At 64.2% G+C, this 15,465-nt stretch carries 13 protein-coding genes; 11 read left to right on the top strand and 2 right to left on the bottom strand.

What is annotated here, in order from left to right; all coding sequences use genetic code 11:
- The first annotated feature begins 5 nt into the window (after positions 1–5).
- The 6 genes from O3298_RS24345 to O3298_RS24320 all read left to right on the top strand — a co-directional run bounded on the left by O3298_RS24345 (position 6) and on the right by O3298_RS24320 (position 8,365).
- A complete protein-coding gene (locus O3298_RS24345; protein WP_289913515.1) occupies positions 6–2,021 on the top strand; it encodes an alginate lyase family protein in 2,016 nt (671 codons plus the stop codon).
- The gene (locus O3298_RS24340) at positions 2,018–3,328 is read left to right on the top strand and encodes a nucleotide sugar dehydrogenase (protein ID WP_077400992.1); all 1,311 of its coding nucleotides are present in this window, start codon (positions 2,018–2,020) and stop codon (positions 3,326–3,328) included. Before O3298_RS24345 ends, O3298_RS24340 begins: the two co-directional genes overlap by 4 nt.
- Positions 3,309–4,571, top strand: a complete 1,263-nt coding sequence (locus O3298_RS24335; protein WP_099665071.1) for a glycosyltransferase family 4 protein — start codon at positions 3,309–3,311, stop codon at positions 4,569–4,571. Before O3298_RS24340 ends, O3298_RS24335 begins: the two co-directional genes overlap by 20 nt.
- Positions 4,572–4,620: 49 nt before the next feature.
- Positions 4,621–5,775 (top strand): NDP-sugar synthase, encoded by a 1,155-nt coding sequence (locus O3298_RS24330; RefSeq protein ID WP_289918400.1) that lies wholly within the window; start codon positions 4,621–4,623, stop codon positions 5,773–5,775.
- 20 nt (positions 5,776–5,795) lie between these two features.
- Entirely contained in the window at positions 5,796–7,250 is a 1,455-nt protein-coding gene (locus tag O3298_RS24325) for a mannose-1-phosphate guanylyltransferase/mannose-6-phosphate isomerase (RefSeq protein ID WP_289913517.1), read from the top strand.
- 74 nt (positions 7,251–7,324) lie between these two features.
- Entirely contained in the window at positions 7,325–8,365 is a 1,041-nt protein-coding gene (locus O3298_RS24320; RefSeq protein ID WP_257218703.1) for a TIGR03790 family protein, read from the top strand.
- Between the two features lie 65 nt (positions 8,366–8,430).
- Here the strand turns inward: O3298_RS24320 and O3298_RS24315 are convergent, their stop codons facing one another.
- On the bottom strand, positions 8,431–9,153 hold the full coding sequence (locus O3298_RS24315; RefSeq protein WP_251350025.1) for a PEP-CTERM sorting domain-containing protein: 723 nt from the start codon (positions 9,151–9,153) through the stop codon (positions 8,431–8,433).
- On the opposite strand from O3298_RS24315, the gene O3298_RS24310 reads away from it, so the two are divergent.
- From O3298_RS24310 to O3298_RS24290, 5 genes are all read left to right on the top strand, one after another.
- A complete protein-coding gene (locus tag O3298_RS24310) occupies positions 9,152–9,478 on the top strand; it encodes a hypothetical protein (protein ID WP_305060735.1) in 327 nt (108 codons plus the stop codon). The two genes, O3298_RS24315 and O3298_RS24310, sit on opposite strands and share 2 nt — an antisense overlap.
- A gap of 124 nt (positions 9,479–9,602) precedes the next feature.
- Positions 9,603–12,617, top strand: coding sequence for an ExeM/NucH family extracellular endonuclease (locus O3298_RS24305; RefSeq protein ID WP_305060734.1), 3,015 nt, complete (start codon positions 9,603–9,605; stop codon positions 12,615–12,617).
- Between the two features lie 10 nt (positions 12,618–12,627).
- Positions 12,628–13,266 carry an NF038129 family PEP-CTERM protein gene (locus O3298_RS24300; RefSeq protein ID WP_305060733.1) on the top strand — a complete coding sequence of 213 codons (639 nt, stop codon included), beginning with the start codon at positions 12,628–12,630 and terminating at the stop codon, positions 13,264–13,266.
- A gap of 195 nt (positions 13,267–13,461) precedes the next feature.
- Positions 13,462–14,172 (top strand): winged helix-turn-helix domain-containing protein, encoded by a 711-nt coding sequence (locus O3298_RS24295; protein ID WP_305060732.1) that lies wholly within the window; start codon positions 13,462–13,464, stop codon positions 14,170–14,172.
- Entirely contained in the window at positions 14,172–14,855 is a 684-nt protein-coding gene (locus tag O3298_RS24290; protein ID WP_305060956.1) for a LuxR C-terminal-related transcriptional regulator, read from the top strand. The genes O3298_RS24295 and O3298_RS24290 overlap by 1 nt, the downstream gene beginning before the upstream one ends.
- Before the next feature lie 6 nt (positions 14,856–14,861).
- Here the strand turns inward: O3298_RS24290 and O3298_RS24285 are convergent, their stop codons facing one another.
- Entirely contained in the window at positions 14,862–15,227 is a 366-nt protein-coding gene (locus O3298_RS24285) for a protease inhibitor I9 family protein (protein WP_289913520.1), read from the bottom strand.
- Positions 15,228–15,465: the final 238 nt, after the last annotated feature.

Raw genomic sequence — 15,465 nt, 5'->3', positions numbered from 1 at the left:
CGTCCATGCTGAGCAACCTGTCCTGGAAACTGAACCGTTTGCGCGCCATGGGGGCGCCCGAGGTGGCGCATCGCGTGCGTGATGCCTTGCAGCAACGGCTGCAGGCGCGCGGCTACGGCCTGGCGCAGGTGCCGCCGCCCGCCGTGCGCCAGCGTTTCGGCGCGCCCTGGCTGGGCATGCCCATCGACACGGCGCCGCACCTGGCGGCGGCCGAACGCATCCTCGCGGGCCGTTTCGATGTGTTCGCCCTGCGCGATGCGGAGCTGGGTTTCCCGCCGCAATGGAACCGCGATCCGAAGACGGGCACCGTCGTGCCCTTGGATTTTGGCAAGACGCTCAATTACCGCGACGAAACCGTGGTGGGCGATATCAAATGCCTGTGGGAACCGAACCGCCACCTGGCCGTGGCCGACCTGGCGATGGCCTACCGTCTCGGCGGCGACTTGCGCTATGCGCAAGGTGTACAAGTCTTGCTTGAATCGTGGTGGCAGCAATGTCCGTATCCGCTGGGGCCGAACTGGAGCAGCGCGCTGGAGCTGGCCTTGCGCCTTGTCAGCTGGTCGCATGCGTGGCACTTGCTCGGAGGCATTAACAGCCCCCTGTTCCAGGGCGCGCAGGGGCAAGCCTTCCTGCAGCGCTGGCTCGACAGCATCTACCAGCATTGCCACTTCATCGCCGGACACTTTTCGCGCCACTCGTCGGCCAACAACCACCTGTTTGGCGAATTGACGGGCTTGCATATCGCCGCACTCACGTGGCCTTGCTGGCCGGAAAGTGCCGGCTGGCTGGCGCAGACGGAACGCGAGCTGGAAGCGCAGGCGCTGCAGCAGAATGGCCCCGATGGCGTGAACCGCGAGCAAGCCATTTATTACCAGCACACGGTGGCCGATGAAATGCTGCTGTGCGTGCTGGCGGGCCGCGCCAATGGCCGGCCCCGCTCGGCCGCCTTTTTGCGGCGCCTGGAAGCCATGCTGGAATTTATCGCCGCCATGACGAACGTGGCGGGCGAGGTGCCGATGCTCGGCGACGCCGACGACGCGCTGCTGGCGCACTGGGACAAGGCACCGGGCGCCAATCCCTACGCGTCGCTGCTGGCCAGCGGCGCGGCCCTGTTCGGCCGCGCGGACTTCAAGGCCAAGGCGCGCACGTTCGACGAGAAAAGCGCCTGGCTGCTGGGCGAGGCGGGGAGCCAGGCGTTTGACGCCTTGCCGGACGCTGCGCCCGATACCTTGCCGCGCGCCTTCCCCGATGGCGGCTATTACGTGATGGGCGCCGGCTTTGGCTCGCCCGACGAAGTGCGCCTGATTGCCGATGCCGGCCCGCTGGGCTACCTGGGCATCGCCGCGCACGGCCACGCCGATGCGCTGGCGCTGACCTTGTCCGTGGCGGGCCAGATGGTGCTGGTCGATCCGGGCACCTATGCCTACCATACGCACAAGCAGTGGCGCGATTATTTCCGTGGCACCAGCGCGCACAACACCGTGCGCATCGATGGCCGCGACCAGTCCGAGTCGGGCGGCAACTTCCTTTGGCTGCGCAAGGCCAGGGCCGAGTGCCTGGCGTGGCGTGACGATGCCGATGGGCAATTCTGGAGCGCCAGCCATGACGGCTACCTGGGCTTGAAAGATGGCGTGCTGCACCGGCGCGACGTGCGCGTGGCGCCCGGCGCCGCGCTGATCGTGGTCGATGACGTGCTCGAATGCCAGGACGCGCATGAGGTGGAATTGTTCTGGCACTTTGATCCCCGCTGCCGCGTGCAGCTGGATGGCCAGGTGCTGCGCGTGACGGGCGACGCCTTCTCACTGGAGATGCATTTACCGCCGTTGCCGGATGCTTCCGTGCAATTGGTATGCGGCAGCGACCATCCGCCGCTGGGCTGGATTTCGCACCGCTTCGATGAAAAACAGGCTGCGCCTGTGTTGGTCTGGCGCGGGCGGCTGCAAGGCGCAGCCACCTTGCGCACGGAGTTTCACCTGAGTTTGGCTACCCCTGATCTGTCAGAAAATACGAGGAAAACATGAAAATTAGCATATTTGGTTTGGGTTATGTGGGGGCCGTCTCGGCTGGTTGCCTGGCAACGGATGGACACGAAGTCATCGGCGTCGATCCGAACAGGACCAAGGTGGAGCTGATCAACCAGGGCACCACGCCCATCATTGAAAAAGACATCGGCGAAATGATCGCCGCGACCGTGAAGAGCGGCCATTTGCGCGCCACCTTCGACGTGCGCGACGCCGTCTTCGGTTCGGACATGTCGCTCATCTGCGTGGGCACGCCGTCGCAGCTCAATGGCAACCTGGACCTGAGCCACGTGCGCAAGGTGTGCCAGGAAATCGGCGCCGCCATCCGTGAAAAGGATACTTTCCACGTCGTCGTGGCGCGCTCGACCATGCTGCCTGGTTCCATGCGTTCGCTCGTCATCCCGACTCTGGAAGCGGCGTCGGGCAAGGTGGCCGGCGTTGATTTCGGCGTGTGTAACAACCCGGAATTCTTGCGCGAAGGCACGGCCGTCTATGATTACTACAATCCGCCGAAGACGGTGATCGGCGAATCCGACGAAAAGGCCGGCGCGCTGCTGGTGCAGCTGTATGAAAAGATGGATGCGCCGCTGGTGCGCACGGACGTGGAAACGGCCGAGATGGTCAAGTACACGGACAACACCTGGCACGCCGTGAAAGTGGCGTTCGCGAATGAAATCGGCAACATCTGCAAGGCCGTCGGCATCGATGGCCACAAGGTGATGGAAATCTTTTGCCAGGACACCAAGCTGAACCTGTCGCCGTACTACATGAAGCCGGGCTTCGCCTTCGGCGGTTCTTGCCTGCCGAAAGACGTGCGCGCGCTGACCTACAAGGCGCGCAGCCTGGACCTCGATTTGCCCTTGCTGAACTCTATCCTGCCATCGAACCAGCGGCAAGTGGAAAAAGGCATCAAGATGATCGTCGACAAAGGTGCGCGCAAGGTGGGCATCCTGGGCTTCTCGTTCAAGGCCGGCACGGACGACTTGCGCGAGTCGCCGCTGGTCGATGTCATCGAGTATCTGCTGGGCAAGGGCTACGAGCTGAAGCTGTACGACAAGAACGTCAACCTGGCCGCCTTGACGGGCGCCAACCAGGATTACATCCTCAATCACATCCCGCACATTTCCAAGCTGATGGTGACGAACATGCAGGACGTGCTCGATTTTGCCGACACCATCGTCATCGGCAATGGCGCGGCCGAATTCAAGACCGTGCCCGCCAGCCTGCAGCCGCACCAGCATATCGTCGATCTGGTGCGCATCAGCAAAGAACAAAGTGGAGAGCAATATGACGGCATCTGCTGGTAACACCGTGGCAGGACAGCCGCGCCGGGTGCTGATCCTGGTGGAAAACCTGCCGTCGCCGTTCGACCGGCGCGTGTGGCAGGAAGCGACCACCCTGCATGCGAACGGTTATGAAGTGTCGATCATCTGCCCGACGGGCAAGGGCTACGAGTCGCGCTACGAAGCCATCGACGGCATCCATATCTACCGCTACCACCTGCCGCTGGAAGCGGAAGGGGCGAAGGGCTATCTGGTGGAGTATTCGCTGGCGCTGTTCCACACTTTCCGCCTGGCATGGAAAGTGCATTTCGCGCGCGGCTTCGACGTCATCCACGCCTGCAATCCGCCCGACCTGCTGTTCCTCATCGGCGGCTTCTTCAAGTTGACGATGGGCAAGCGTTTCCTGTTTGACCACCATGACATCAATCCGGAGCTGTACGAAGCCAAGTTCGGCCGGCGCGATTTCTTTTACAAGCTGATGGTGCTGTTCGAGCGCTGGTCGTTCCAGAGCGCCGACGTGTCGATCGCCACCAACGAGTCGTACAAGAAGATCGCCATCGAGCGGGGCGGCATGAAGCCCGAGGATGTCTACGTGGTGCGCAGCGGACCCAAGCTGGACCGCCTGCGCGTGCTGCCGCCCGTGGCGGAACTCAAGAAGGGCCGCGCCTACCTGGTCGGCTACGTGGGCGTGATGGGTGCGCAGGAAGGCATCGACCTGCTGCTGCAGGCGGCGCAATACATCGTGCAAACCCTGAAGCGCGACGATGTGCAGTTCGGCCTGGTGGGCGGCGGCACCTCGCTGGAACAGATGAAGCAGATGGCGCAGGACCTGGGCATTGCCGACTACGTGACGTTTACGGGGCGCGTGCCGGACCAGCAATTGCTGGAAATGCTCAATACCTCCGATGTGTGCGTGAATCCGGACGTGGCCAACGACATGAACGACAAGTCGACCATGAACAAGATCATGGAATACATGGCGCTGGGCAAACCGATCGTGCAGTTTGATCTGGTCGAGGGCAAGGTTTCCGCGCAGCAGGCATCCTTGTATGCATTGAAGAACGATCCCATCGACATGGCGCGCAAGATCGTCGACTTGCTGGACGACCCGGCCCGCCGCGAGCAGATGGGGGCGTTTGGCCGCCATCGCGTGATCAACGAACTGGAGTGGGAATATGAAGCGCCGAAGCTGCTGGCCGCGTATGCGCGCCTGTTTCCCGCCGCCGCGCCCGCCGCTCCCGTGACCTTGAGCAAGGATGGCCGCTGAAGTGCGCCGCCTGGCCAGCCATCCCCAACCCTGATGGAGCAGTTTGACGATGAAAGCGATGATATTGGCAGCAGGCAAGGGCACGCGCGTGCAGCCCCTGACCTATGATTTGCCCAAGCCGATGATCCCCATCCTGGGCAAACCCGTGATGGCTTACCTGGTGGAACACCTGGCGCAGCATGGCGTGACCGACATCATGGTCAACGTCAGTTACCTGCATGAAAAGATCGAGGAGTATTTCGGCGAAGGCCACCAGTTCGGCGTGCGCATCGGCTATTCCTTCGAAGGCTATACGAACGATGCGGGCGAGGTCGTGCCGCAACCGCTCGGCTCGGCTGGGGGCATGAAGAAGATCCAGGAGTTCGGCGGCTTTTTCGACGATACGACGATCGTGCTGTGCGGCGACGCCTTGATCGACCTCGACTTGGCAGCGGCCCTGCGCGAGCACCGCAGCAAGGGCGCGCTGGCGTCCGTCATCACCCTGGAAGTGCCGTGGGACAAGGTGTCGAGCTATGGCGTGGTGGTCAGCGATGCCGACGGGCGCGTGCGCGCCTTCCAGGAAAAGCCGGCGCAAGCCGATGCGCTGTCCAATTGCGTCAGCACCGGCATCTACCTGTTCGAGCCGGCCGTGCTGGACCTGATTCCCGCCGGCCAGCCCTTCGATATCGGCTCGGAACTGTTTCCCCTGCTGGTCGCGCAAGGCTTGCCCTTCCATGCGCAAAAACGCCAGTACAACTGGATCGACATCGGCAGCATCAAGGATTACTGGGAAGTGCTGCAAAGCGTGTTGATGGGAAAAGTGGCCCATTTGCACGTGCCTGGCACCCAGATCGCCGATGGGGTGTGGGCCGGCCTGAACACGAGCATCGACTGGAGCGGCGGCACGCGCATCGAAGGCCCCGTCTACATCGGTTCGGGTTGCCGCATCGAAGCGGGCACGACCATCATCGGGCCGGCCTGGATCGGCCATGGCAGCCACGTCTGCGGCGGCGCCGAAGTGGTGCGCAGCGTGCTGTTCGAGTACACGCGCGTGCTGCCTGGCGTGGTGCTTGATGAAATGATCGTCTTCAAGGATTATAGTGTCGACCGTGCCGGCCAGATGCGCCATGTCTCCGACTATGAAAAAGATGCCTGGGGCAATGCGCGCGACCGGCGCAGCCTGCGCCGCGACGAAACGCCGCCGGCCCTGTATGCTGCCCAATAAACTGTTTGCGAAGTGAAACCATGAAAATTTATCCAGTCATCCTGTCCGGCGGTTCGGGCACCCGTTTATGGCCGCTGTCGCGCGCCGTGTTGCCCAAGCAACTGTTGCCGCTGGTAACGGACAAGACCATGTTGCAGGAAACGGCGTTGCGCGTGACCAGCCTGCCCAACCGCCGTGCCGGCGATAGCGGACTGGCCGGTTTCGACGTCATGCCGCCGCTGGTGGTGTGCGGCAATGAGCACCGCTTCATGGTGGCCGAGCAATTGCGCGAGATCGGCTTGCCGCCGCTGGGCATCTTGCTTGAGCCCGTGGGGCGCAACACGGCGCCGGCCGTGGCCGTGGCCGCGCAATTCCTGCTGGGTATCGACCCGCAGGCGCTGATGCTGGTCTTGCCGGCCGACCATGTCATCACCGACGTGGCCGCGTTTCACCAGGCGATCGCCGAGGCGGCCCTGTTGGCGGCCGATGGCGCGCTGGCCACCTTCGGCATCGTGCCGACGGCGCCGGAAACGGGCTATGGCTACATCCGCAGCGGCGCGCCCGTCAATCCGGGCGCCGCGGGCTGCAAGGTCGAGCGTTTCGTGGAAAAGCCGGACCTGGCCACGGCGCAGTCGTTCCTTGCTGCCGGTAATTATTTCTGGAACAGCGGCATGTTCATGTTCCGCGCCGAACGCTATCTGGGCGAACTGGGGCAATTCCAGCCCGCCATGCTGGCCGCCTGCGAAACGGCCGTGCGCGACGGCTACCGCGACCTCGATTTCTGCCGCCTGCAAGAGCAGGCCTTTGCCGCCTGCCCATCCGATTCGATCGACTATGCCGTCATGGAGCATACGGCGCATGCGGTGGTGTTGCCGGCCGCCATAGGCTGGAGCGATGTCGGTTCCTGGTCGGCCCTGTGGGAAGTGCAGCAGGGGGACGCCAACGGCAACGTGGTGCGCGGCGACGTGTATCTCGATGGCGTGAGCAATTGCCTGGTGCGCGCCGAGCGCCGCATGGTGGCCGTGCTGGGCGTGCAGGACCTGGTCGTGGTGGAAACGGACGATGCGGTATTGATCGCGCACAAGGACCAGGTACAGCGCGTGAAACAGGTGGTCGACCACCTGAAGCAGGCGGGACGCAGCGAACACGTGCAGCACCGCAAGGTGTACCGCCCGTGGGGCAGTTATGAAGGCATCGATATCGGCGAGCGCTTCCAGGTCAAGCGCATCACCGTCAATCCGGGCGGCAAGCTGTCCCTGCAGATGCACCATCACCGCGCCGAACACTGGGTGGTGGTCAGCGGCACGGCGCAAGTCACGTGCGGCGAGAAGGTGACCTTGCTGACGGAAAACGAATCGACGTATATTCCCATCGGCATGACGCACCGCCTGGAAAATCCGGGCAAGCTGCCCTTGCACCTGATCGAAGTGCAGTCGGGCAGCTACCTGGGCGAAGACGACATCGTGCGCCTGGAGGATGTCTACCAGCGCGCCTGATGGCGTTCTCATCGCAGGGCAGCCGCGCCCCAGGCCGGCTGCCTCCGATCCCTCACTTACCGGTGTACCGACCCTTGCGCAACTTCCTTTGTCTTTCGCTGGCGCTGGCCGCCGGCGCCGCCCATGCCGACGCGCCAGCCGCCGCTGCCGCAGCCGTGGCGCCGCCCGGCTTGCAGGCGTCGCAGCTGGCCATCGTCATCAACGACGCCGAACCCAACAGTGTCGAGGTGGGCGAGTACTACCGCAAGGCGCACGGCATTCCTGCCGCGAATGTGGCGCACGTGAATATTCCCAACCGCCCCCGCAAGCTCAGCATCGACCAGTTCGCGCAGTTGAAGGAACGCATCAATGCGCAGCTGAAACCCGAGATCCAGGCCGTGCTGATGGTGTGGAGCGCGCCGTATGCCGTCGAATGCAATGCCATCACCGCCGCCTTCACCCTCGGTTATGACGGGGATCAATGCGCGAAGACGTGCGATCCCGGCAAGCCCAGCAAGTATTTCAACAGCGAGGCGGCGCAACCCTACACGCAGCTGGGCTTGCGCCTGTCGATGCTGCTGCCTGTCGATTTCGTGGAAGAGGCCAAGGCCGTGGTGGACCGCGGCGCCGTCAGCGGCTTTTCCGTGCCGGCCGCCAGCGCCTATTATTTGACCACCAGCGACGCGGTGCGCAACAGCCGGGCCGGTTTCTTTCCACCCGCTGGCGTCGTGCGCCAGCGCAAGCTGACCGTCAAGAACCTCAAGGCGGACAGCCTGGAAGGGGCGCAAGACATCATGGTGTACCAGACGGGGCAGGCCAAGGTGGCCAAGCTGGAGACCCTGCATTTCCTGCCCGGCGCCCTGGCCGACCACCTGACCTCGTTTGGCGGCGACTTGCAGGGCAGTAGCCAGATGAGCAGCCAGCGCTGGCTGGAGGCGGGCGCGACGGCCAGCTATGGCACCGTCAGCGAACCGTGCAGTTATTGGCAAAAGTTTCCCAATCCGACCGTGCTGCTGCGCCGCTACCTGTCCGGCGCCACGGCGCTGGAAGCGTACTGGGGCAGCGTGCTGTGGCCGGCCCAGGGCCTGTTCATCGGCGATCCGCTGGCGGCGCCGTATGCGGGTTTCCGGCGCTGAAACCGGATTTTTCCAGACAATAAAAAAGGCCCTTGCGGGCCTTTTTTCATGGTGCGGCGTGACGGTTACTTGCTTTTGCGGCGGCGCGCCAAGGCGACGAGGCCCAGTCCGGCCAGCAGCATGGCATAGGTTTCCGGTTCCGGCACGGCCGGGATTTCCGGCGTCACGGGGAGGATGCTGCCGCCCGTGAAGCCGCCACCCGAACCGCCGCCGCCGACACCGTTGCTGCCTGTGGGCAAGTTTTCACCCAGCGACGACGAAACGATCAAGGGCGCCTGGGTGTCGCCGCTGCGGGCCTGATACGAACGGCCCGGACCACGGTAGCCGGCCGCGTCATCGAAAGGACGGTTTTCTTCGGCGGCCACGAAGTCGCGCGTGATAAAGCTGAAGTCGCGGTCGTCGCTGGCACGCACCTTGCGCGGTTCGCCGGCACCGGCACCGTCAGGCAACTGGCGCGCGGTCAGGCGGTGATTATTCTCGGCCGATGACGAATTGCGGAATTCCTGGTCGGACACGATGCCGTCAAATTCCGGCGTCTTGTTCGAGCCGTCGTTGGTGCGCGTGCCGGAGCCGATGAAGCCATTGGCCAGGCTGCAGGCGCTGTAGGTGCCGTCCAGGTTGGCGTCTTTCGTATTGCCATTCGCCGATTGCGTGCTGGCCTGGCAATTCTTTTCATTCTTTTGCGCAGGCGCGGCCGTTTGTGCCTGGGCGCTGGCGCCGAAGAACATCAAGGCCGCGGCCAGCAGCAAGGGACGGGAAGAGGCTGGCGTGAAAATTGGTGTTGGCATGATCGATCTCTCAAAAGGCATGGAAGGGTGCGCCGCCGGGCGCGTGTGTCCGCATGCGATTGTTGCCGCTCCCGTCCAGGCTACTGTTGCGAGCAAGGCAGGGAGTGCGTTTCAAGGTCAGGCATGGATGGGGCCTGCACTACTGGGTCTGGTGTTGCCGTTCAATTCCTTGTCAGGAACTAAACTTATTTGTTTGAATTATATCATATTGTACAGCGGCATAACGACCTGGCTTGCTTTGTACAGCCTGGCGTTGTTGAAAGGATACTTTCGGCAGGCGGCCGCCAGCCTGGATCCGCGCTGCGCATTACTCCGTTCAGCTTAATGAAATGTCATCAACTCGTCATGCACACTGTTTAGTATGCAAATCATAAGTTCGTCATCATTTTGTCAAGAACAGCCTGCCAGCGCCTGTCCGGGTTGGCGTCATCTTACCGACCAGGAAAACCATGAATGTCCACCTTGCCGTCCCGTCCGTCCCGCTCTCGTCCCTGCGTAAACCGTTGCGCCTGACGGTCATGGCCGCCGTGCTGGCCAGCCTGTCCTTGCCAGCCCTGGCCGTATCCGATGTCGTCATCAGCCAGGTGTATGGGGGCGGCGGCAACACGGGCGCCGTGTACCGCAACGATTTCATCGAGCTGTTCAACCGTGGCGCCAGTCCCGTCAACCTGAGCAACTGGAGCGTGCAGTACGGCTCCGCCGCTAATACGAGCTGGTCCGTGACGGCCTTGCCGGCTATCGATTTGCAACCTGGCCAGTATTTGCTGGTCCAGCAAGCCAAGGGCACGGGCGGCACGCAGGACTTGCCGACGCCGGACGCGACGGGCACCCTGGCCATGTCCGGCACGACGGGCAAGGTACTGTTGAGTAATAGCAAGACGGCCCAGGTGGGCGCCAGCCCCACGGGTGCGGCCGTCATCGACCTGGTCGGCTTCGGCACGGCCAACGGCTTTGAAGGCGCCGTGGCGCCCGCGCCCTCGAATACCCTGGCGATTCTGCGCGCCAATGGCGGCTGCGGCGACACGGACGATAACAGCGTGGATTTTGCCACCGGCAGCGTGACGCCGCGCAATACGGCCTCGCCGCTGAATGTGTGCGGCGGCCCCGTCGTGCACAAGATCATCACCAGTTGCCCCGCCAGCCTGGCCTTGGCCGTGGGCAATGGCGGCAGCGCCGTGCTGCGCGCGTCCGACGCGGATGGCGTCGTGAACGCCGCTACCTTGAGTTCGCCGGCCGTGGCCGGCATCAGCCTGGCCAACTTCAGCGCGGCCGGCGTGGCGGGCGAAAGCGCCATGGTCAGCCTGCTGGTGGCCGCTGGCGTGCCGGTGGGCAACTATCCCGTCATCGTCAGCTTCAGCAATGACCAGCAGCAGACGGCCACCTGCAAGGTGGATGTCGCCGTGCAAGGCCTGGCCGCCGTCAGCCACACGATTCCGCAAATCCAGGGCAGCGGCGCGGCCAGCCCCTACGCCAATTCCGTGCAGACGACGGAAGGCGTGGTGACCCTGAAAGTGGGCACGGGCTTCTTCATCCAGGACGCGGCCGGCGACGGCGATCCATCGACGTCGGACGGCATCTTCGTGTACACGGGCGCGACGACCACCACCGTGCAGCCGGGCGAACTGGTGCGCGTGACAGGCACGGTGTTCGAATACACGCCCACGGGCGCCAAGAATTCCTACACGGAATTGAAGGACGTGACGGCCATCCTCACGCAAAGCGCGGGCCACGGCATCGTGCCGACGAATGTGACCTTGCCGAACGACAAGCTGGCCGCCGTGGAAGGCATGCTGGTGCGTTTCACGCAGCCCCTGACCGTGTCGCAAAACGCTTACCTGGGCGCGCGCGGCGAGTTGACCCTGTCGGCGGGCCGGCGCGAAGTGCCGACCAACCGTTATCCGGCCGGCTCCGCCGAGGCGCAAGCCTTGATCGCCGCCAATGCGAACAACCTGATTGTGCTCGATGATGGCATTTTCGTCACGCCGCCCACGATTCCCTACATCGGCCAGGACAACACCGTGCGCAGCGGCGACACGGTGGCCGACCTGACGGGCGTGGTCGATTTCGGTGCCATCGGCGGTGGCGGCGCCGCGTATAAATTGCAGCCGACGCAGACGCCGCAGTTTTCGCGCGACAACCCGCGCACGGGCAGCCCAGAACTGCCATCCGGCAACGTCAAGGTGGCCAGCGCGAATGTGCTGAATTTCTTTACGACCTTTACGAATGGCAACAATATCTTTGGGCAGACGGGGCAGGGCTGCACCTTGGGCGCCTCGACCACCAAGTCGAACTGCCGCGGCGCCGACAACCTGGCCGAATTCGAGCGCCAGCGCGACAAGATCGTGGCCGAACTGAAAGCCATCGATGCGGATGTGGTGGGCTTGATGGAAATCCAGAACAATGGCGAAATTGCCGTCACTTACCTGGTCGACCAGCTGAACGCGGCCACCGGCGGCGTCACGTACGCCGTGGTGCCGAAACCGGCCGCCACGGGCACGGACGCCATCCGCGTGGCCATGATCTACAAGCCGGGCAAGCTTGGCCTGGTGGGCGGCGCCTTGTCGGACGCCAACGCCATCAACAACCGGCCACCGATGGCGCAAACTTTTCTTGCGAGCAATGGCGAGAAATTCTCGCTGATCGTCAACCACCTGAAATCGAAGGGCAGCTGCCCTTCGAGCGGGCTGGACGCGGACCAGAACGATAGCCAGAGCTGCTGGAACGCCACCCGCGTGCAGCAAGCCCAGCGCCTGGTGGGCAGCTTCGTGCCGCAGGTGGCGGCCGCTGCCGGCGACGCTGACGTGCTGGTCATCGGCGACTTGAATTCCTATGGCGCGGAAGACCCGATCCAGGTCATCACGGGCGCCGGCTTCGTCAATGAACTCGAGCGTTTCGTGCGGCCGTCCGGCATGCCGTATTCGTATGTATTCGGCGGCCAGAGCGGCTACCTCGACCACGCGCTGGCCAGCGCGTCGCTGAGCCCGCAAGTGGCCGGCGTGGCCGAATGGCATGTGAATGCGGATGAGCCGGAAGTGATCGACTACAACATCGATTCGGCCAAGCCGCAAGACTTGTACAACGCCTTGCCTTACCGCGCCTCGGATCACGACCCCGTCGTCATCAGCCTGGATTTGCAGCCCGCCTACCGCGACATCACGGCCGCCGTCTCGACGGCCAGCTCGGGCCTCGCGTACAACCGCGCGACGCAAAAATACACGGGCACGTTCTCGTTCACCAACACGGGCACGAGCGCCTTGAGCGGCCCGTTCCAGGTGGCGTTCGGCGGCTTGCCGGCCGGCGTCAGCCTGGCCAATGCCACGGGCACCCATGCGGGCGCCGCATATGTCACCGTCAACGCCGCCAGCCTGGCGCCGGGCGCGACGGCATCGTTTGCCGTCAGTTTCACCAATCCGTCGAAAGTGACGATCACCTACTCGGCCAGCATCTACGCCGGCAACTTCTAAGGACACCATCATGTTGACAACAAAACTCCATCCGGCCCTGCGCCGCGCCGTGCTGGCCGCCGTGCTGGCCGCCAGCTCCAGCGTGGCTCTGGCGGACCCGCTGGCCTATCGCGTGGAAATCGACACGAGCGCCTTTTCCGGCGCCGGCTTCCTCGACTTCGCCTTTATCGCCGGCAACAGCCCCGCGCCGGGCGCCAGCGCCGTGCTCAGCAATTTTTCGGGCGCGTTCGGCGCGCTGGAATCGCTGGAAGGCAATGTCAGCGGCAGCGTGCCCGGTACCTTGACCTTCGGCAATAGCGGCGCCTACAACGACTGGTTCCACAACGTGACCCTGGGCGGCAAGTTCGGTTTCAACGTCGTCTTCGGCGGCGACTTCCTGAACACGGCCGGCAACGCGGGCACGACGTTTGGCGTGGGCTTGCTCGACTACACGGGTATGGCTTACCTGGGCAATGCGAATGGCAACCTGCTGCAATTCGAACTGACCCCGCTGAACGGCGGCTTGCCCGCCAGCATTACCGGCAGCACCTACGCCAGCATCGCGACGATCTCGGCCGTGCCGGAAGCGTCGGAATGGATGATGCTCACGGGCGGCCTGGCGCTGATCGGTTTTGCCCTGCGCCGCCGCCAGTTCGTCACGCCAGCATAAATAGTCGTTGTCCCGTCTGAACACAGCGCGCCCTCGGTGCGCTGTGTTTTTTTTCGCCTATTTATTCGGAATAGCTATAAATCAGGAAACTAAATTGTATTAGTCACCGTTTTACGCTTGATGCATAGTCAAAAACTTGTCGTGCCGTCTAGTTTCTCAGGGAGGGCCGCCCACTTTTTTCGGGAGGATGCATCGATGCGCCGTCATATTCTGCTGCTGGATCCTGCGCCAGCCTCGCAAGCCTTGCTGGTGCATAACCTGCAAGGCGCCGGCTACCGGGTCAGCTGCGCCGTGGATGCGCGCGGCGCGCTGGCCTTGCTGGCCGCCGACCCGCCCGACGTGCTGCTGCTGGAATGGGAGCTGCCGGATGCCTCCGGCATCGCACTGCTGCGCCAGGTGCGCCAGGACGGCGTGCTGTGCGACTTGCCCATCATTATGGTCAGCGCGCGCGACAGCGAACAGGACAAGGTGCTGGCCCTGGAAAGCGGCGCCGACGATTATCTGTGCAAGCCCGTCGGTCCCCGTGAAATGCTGGCCCGCGTGCATGCGCTGCTGCGCCGCCGCGCGCCAGCGGCCTTGCGCGCAGGCTCAAGCGCGGACGGCGCCGCCTTGCTGCTCGATCCGCACACCCGGCGCGTGACGGCCGGCAGCGTGCCTGTCAGCCTGGGCCGCGTGGAATTCAAGCTGCTGCATTTTTTGATGGACCATCCGGGCCGGGTGCATAGCCGCGCGCAACTGCTGGACCAGGTGTGGGGCCATGCCGCGTATCTGGACGAACGCACGGTCGACGCCCACGTGGGCCGCCTACGGCAGGCTTTGCTGCCGGGCGGCTGCGGCCACCGCATCGAAACCGTGCGCGGCAGCGGCTACCGCTACCTGGCGTTTGATACCGCCGTGTGCGCCTGATGTTGCTGACGGGGCGGGAACAGGAATACTTGCTGCACGCCATACTCGGCGCGCATGGCATCGCCGCGCCCGGCGATTTCTTTTTGTGGAGCCAGGGGCCGCTGCAGGCGTTGCTGCCGCATGCCGTCCTCGTCTGCGCGCAACTGGGCGCCGATGGCGGCGTGGTGCGCAGTGCGGCCTGGCATAGCGCGGTGCTGGCCGAGGCCGAGGTGCGGGACTTCAGCGACCCGCGCCACGGACAGGTGGCCCGGCTGGCGCAGGCCTGGCGCGCAGGCGGGCGGCGCGTCGCCCTCATCGACGGAGTCCTCGTGCATGGCAGCGCAGGCGCTGGCGGCGGCAGTTTCTTTGCCCTGTTCCGCGCCCCCTGCACCTCCTGGCCCGACCCGGCGCGCCAGGCGTACGTGCTGGAATTGCTGCTGCCCTGCCTGCATCTGCATTGGCTGGCGCTGCCGGACGGCGCGCAGGCAGCTCCCGCCGGGGCGGCACGCGCGGCCAGTGCGCGCGAGCTGGAAGTGTTGCACTGGGTCAGCATCGGCAAGAGCAATGAAGAGGTGGGGCAAATCCTCGGCATCAGCGGGGGGACCGTGAAAAGCCATTTGCAGCGCATCTATAAATTATTGGGGGTGAGCAATCGCACGCAAGCCGTCTCGCGCGGCATCGCGCTGCGCCTGCTGGCCGCCTGATGCCGCTTAGCGCTGCGGCCGGGGTGCGGCGTTCCGGTGCGTGCCGCCATCGTTGAACTGATCCTCGGTGCCGGGCGCGACCCGCGCGACGAGGGGGCTGGCGCGCAGGCGCTGGACTTCGGCCGGCGTCAGCAGGGCGGCAAAGCCGTTCAGCGCGGCCGTGTAGTGATATTGCACGGTGGCATCAGGCACCAGCGCCAGCACGGCGCGCCGTCCCGCTTCCCGCTGGGTTTCCCGTTGCGCTGCGTCAGGCGGCGTCAGTTGAAGGCGCAGTTCAACAACATAGGGCTGCCGCTGCTGCGGCGCCGATGCGCCGGCAGGCAGCACGCTGGCGGCGGCCAGGATGGCAAGGCTGAAACGGATTGCAGACATGCAAGCTCCCAAGGCAGGCGGCGTGGCCGCACATGCGCCGATTGTACGCCTGCCGCAGGGCAGGTGGCGCGCGACTTGCGTTAGTGCAAACGCGATGGTTTCCCCTGGGATTTTGTTGTTTTCAGTACAAACAAAAGATTGTATTAACCATAAGCGGCATGGTAGCCTGCTAGGCATCAGGCAGGCGCGCGCCGCCTGTGCGCGGCCACCAGCGGTGCACATGGCGGCAATGTATTGA

It is taken from the genome of Janthinobacterium sp. SUN137 (assembly GCF_030587265.1).
Taxonomy (GTDB): domain Bacteria; phylum Pseudomonadota; class Gammaproteobacteria; order Burkholderiales; family Burkholderiaceae_D; genus Janthinobacterium; species Janthinobacterium kumbetense.
This window is presented reverse-complemented; position numbering and strand designations above follow the sequence as displayed.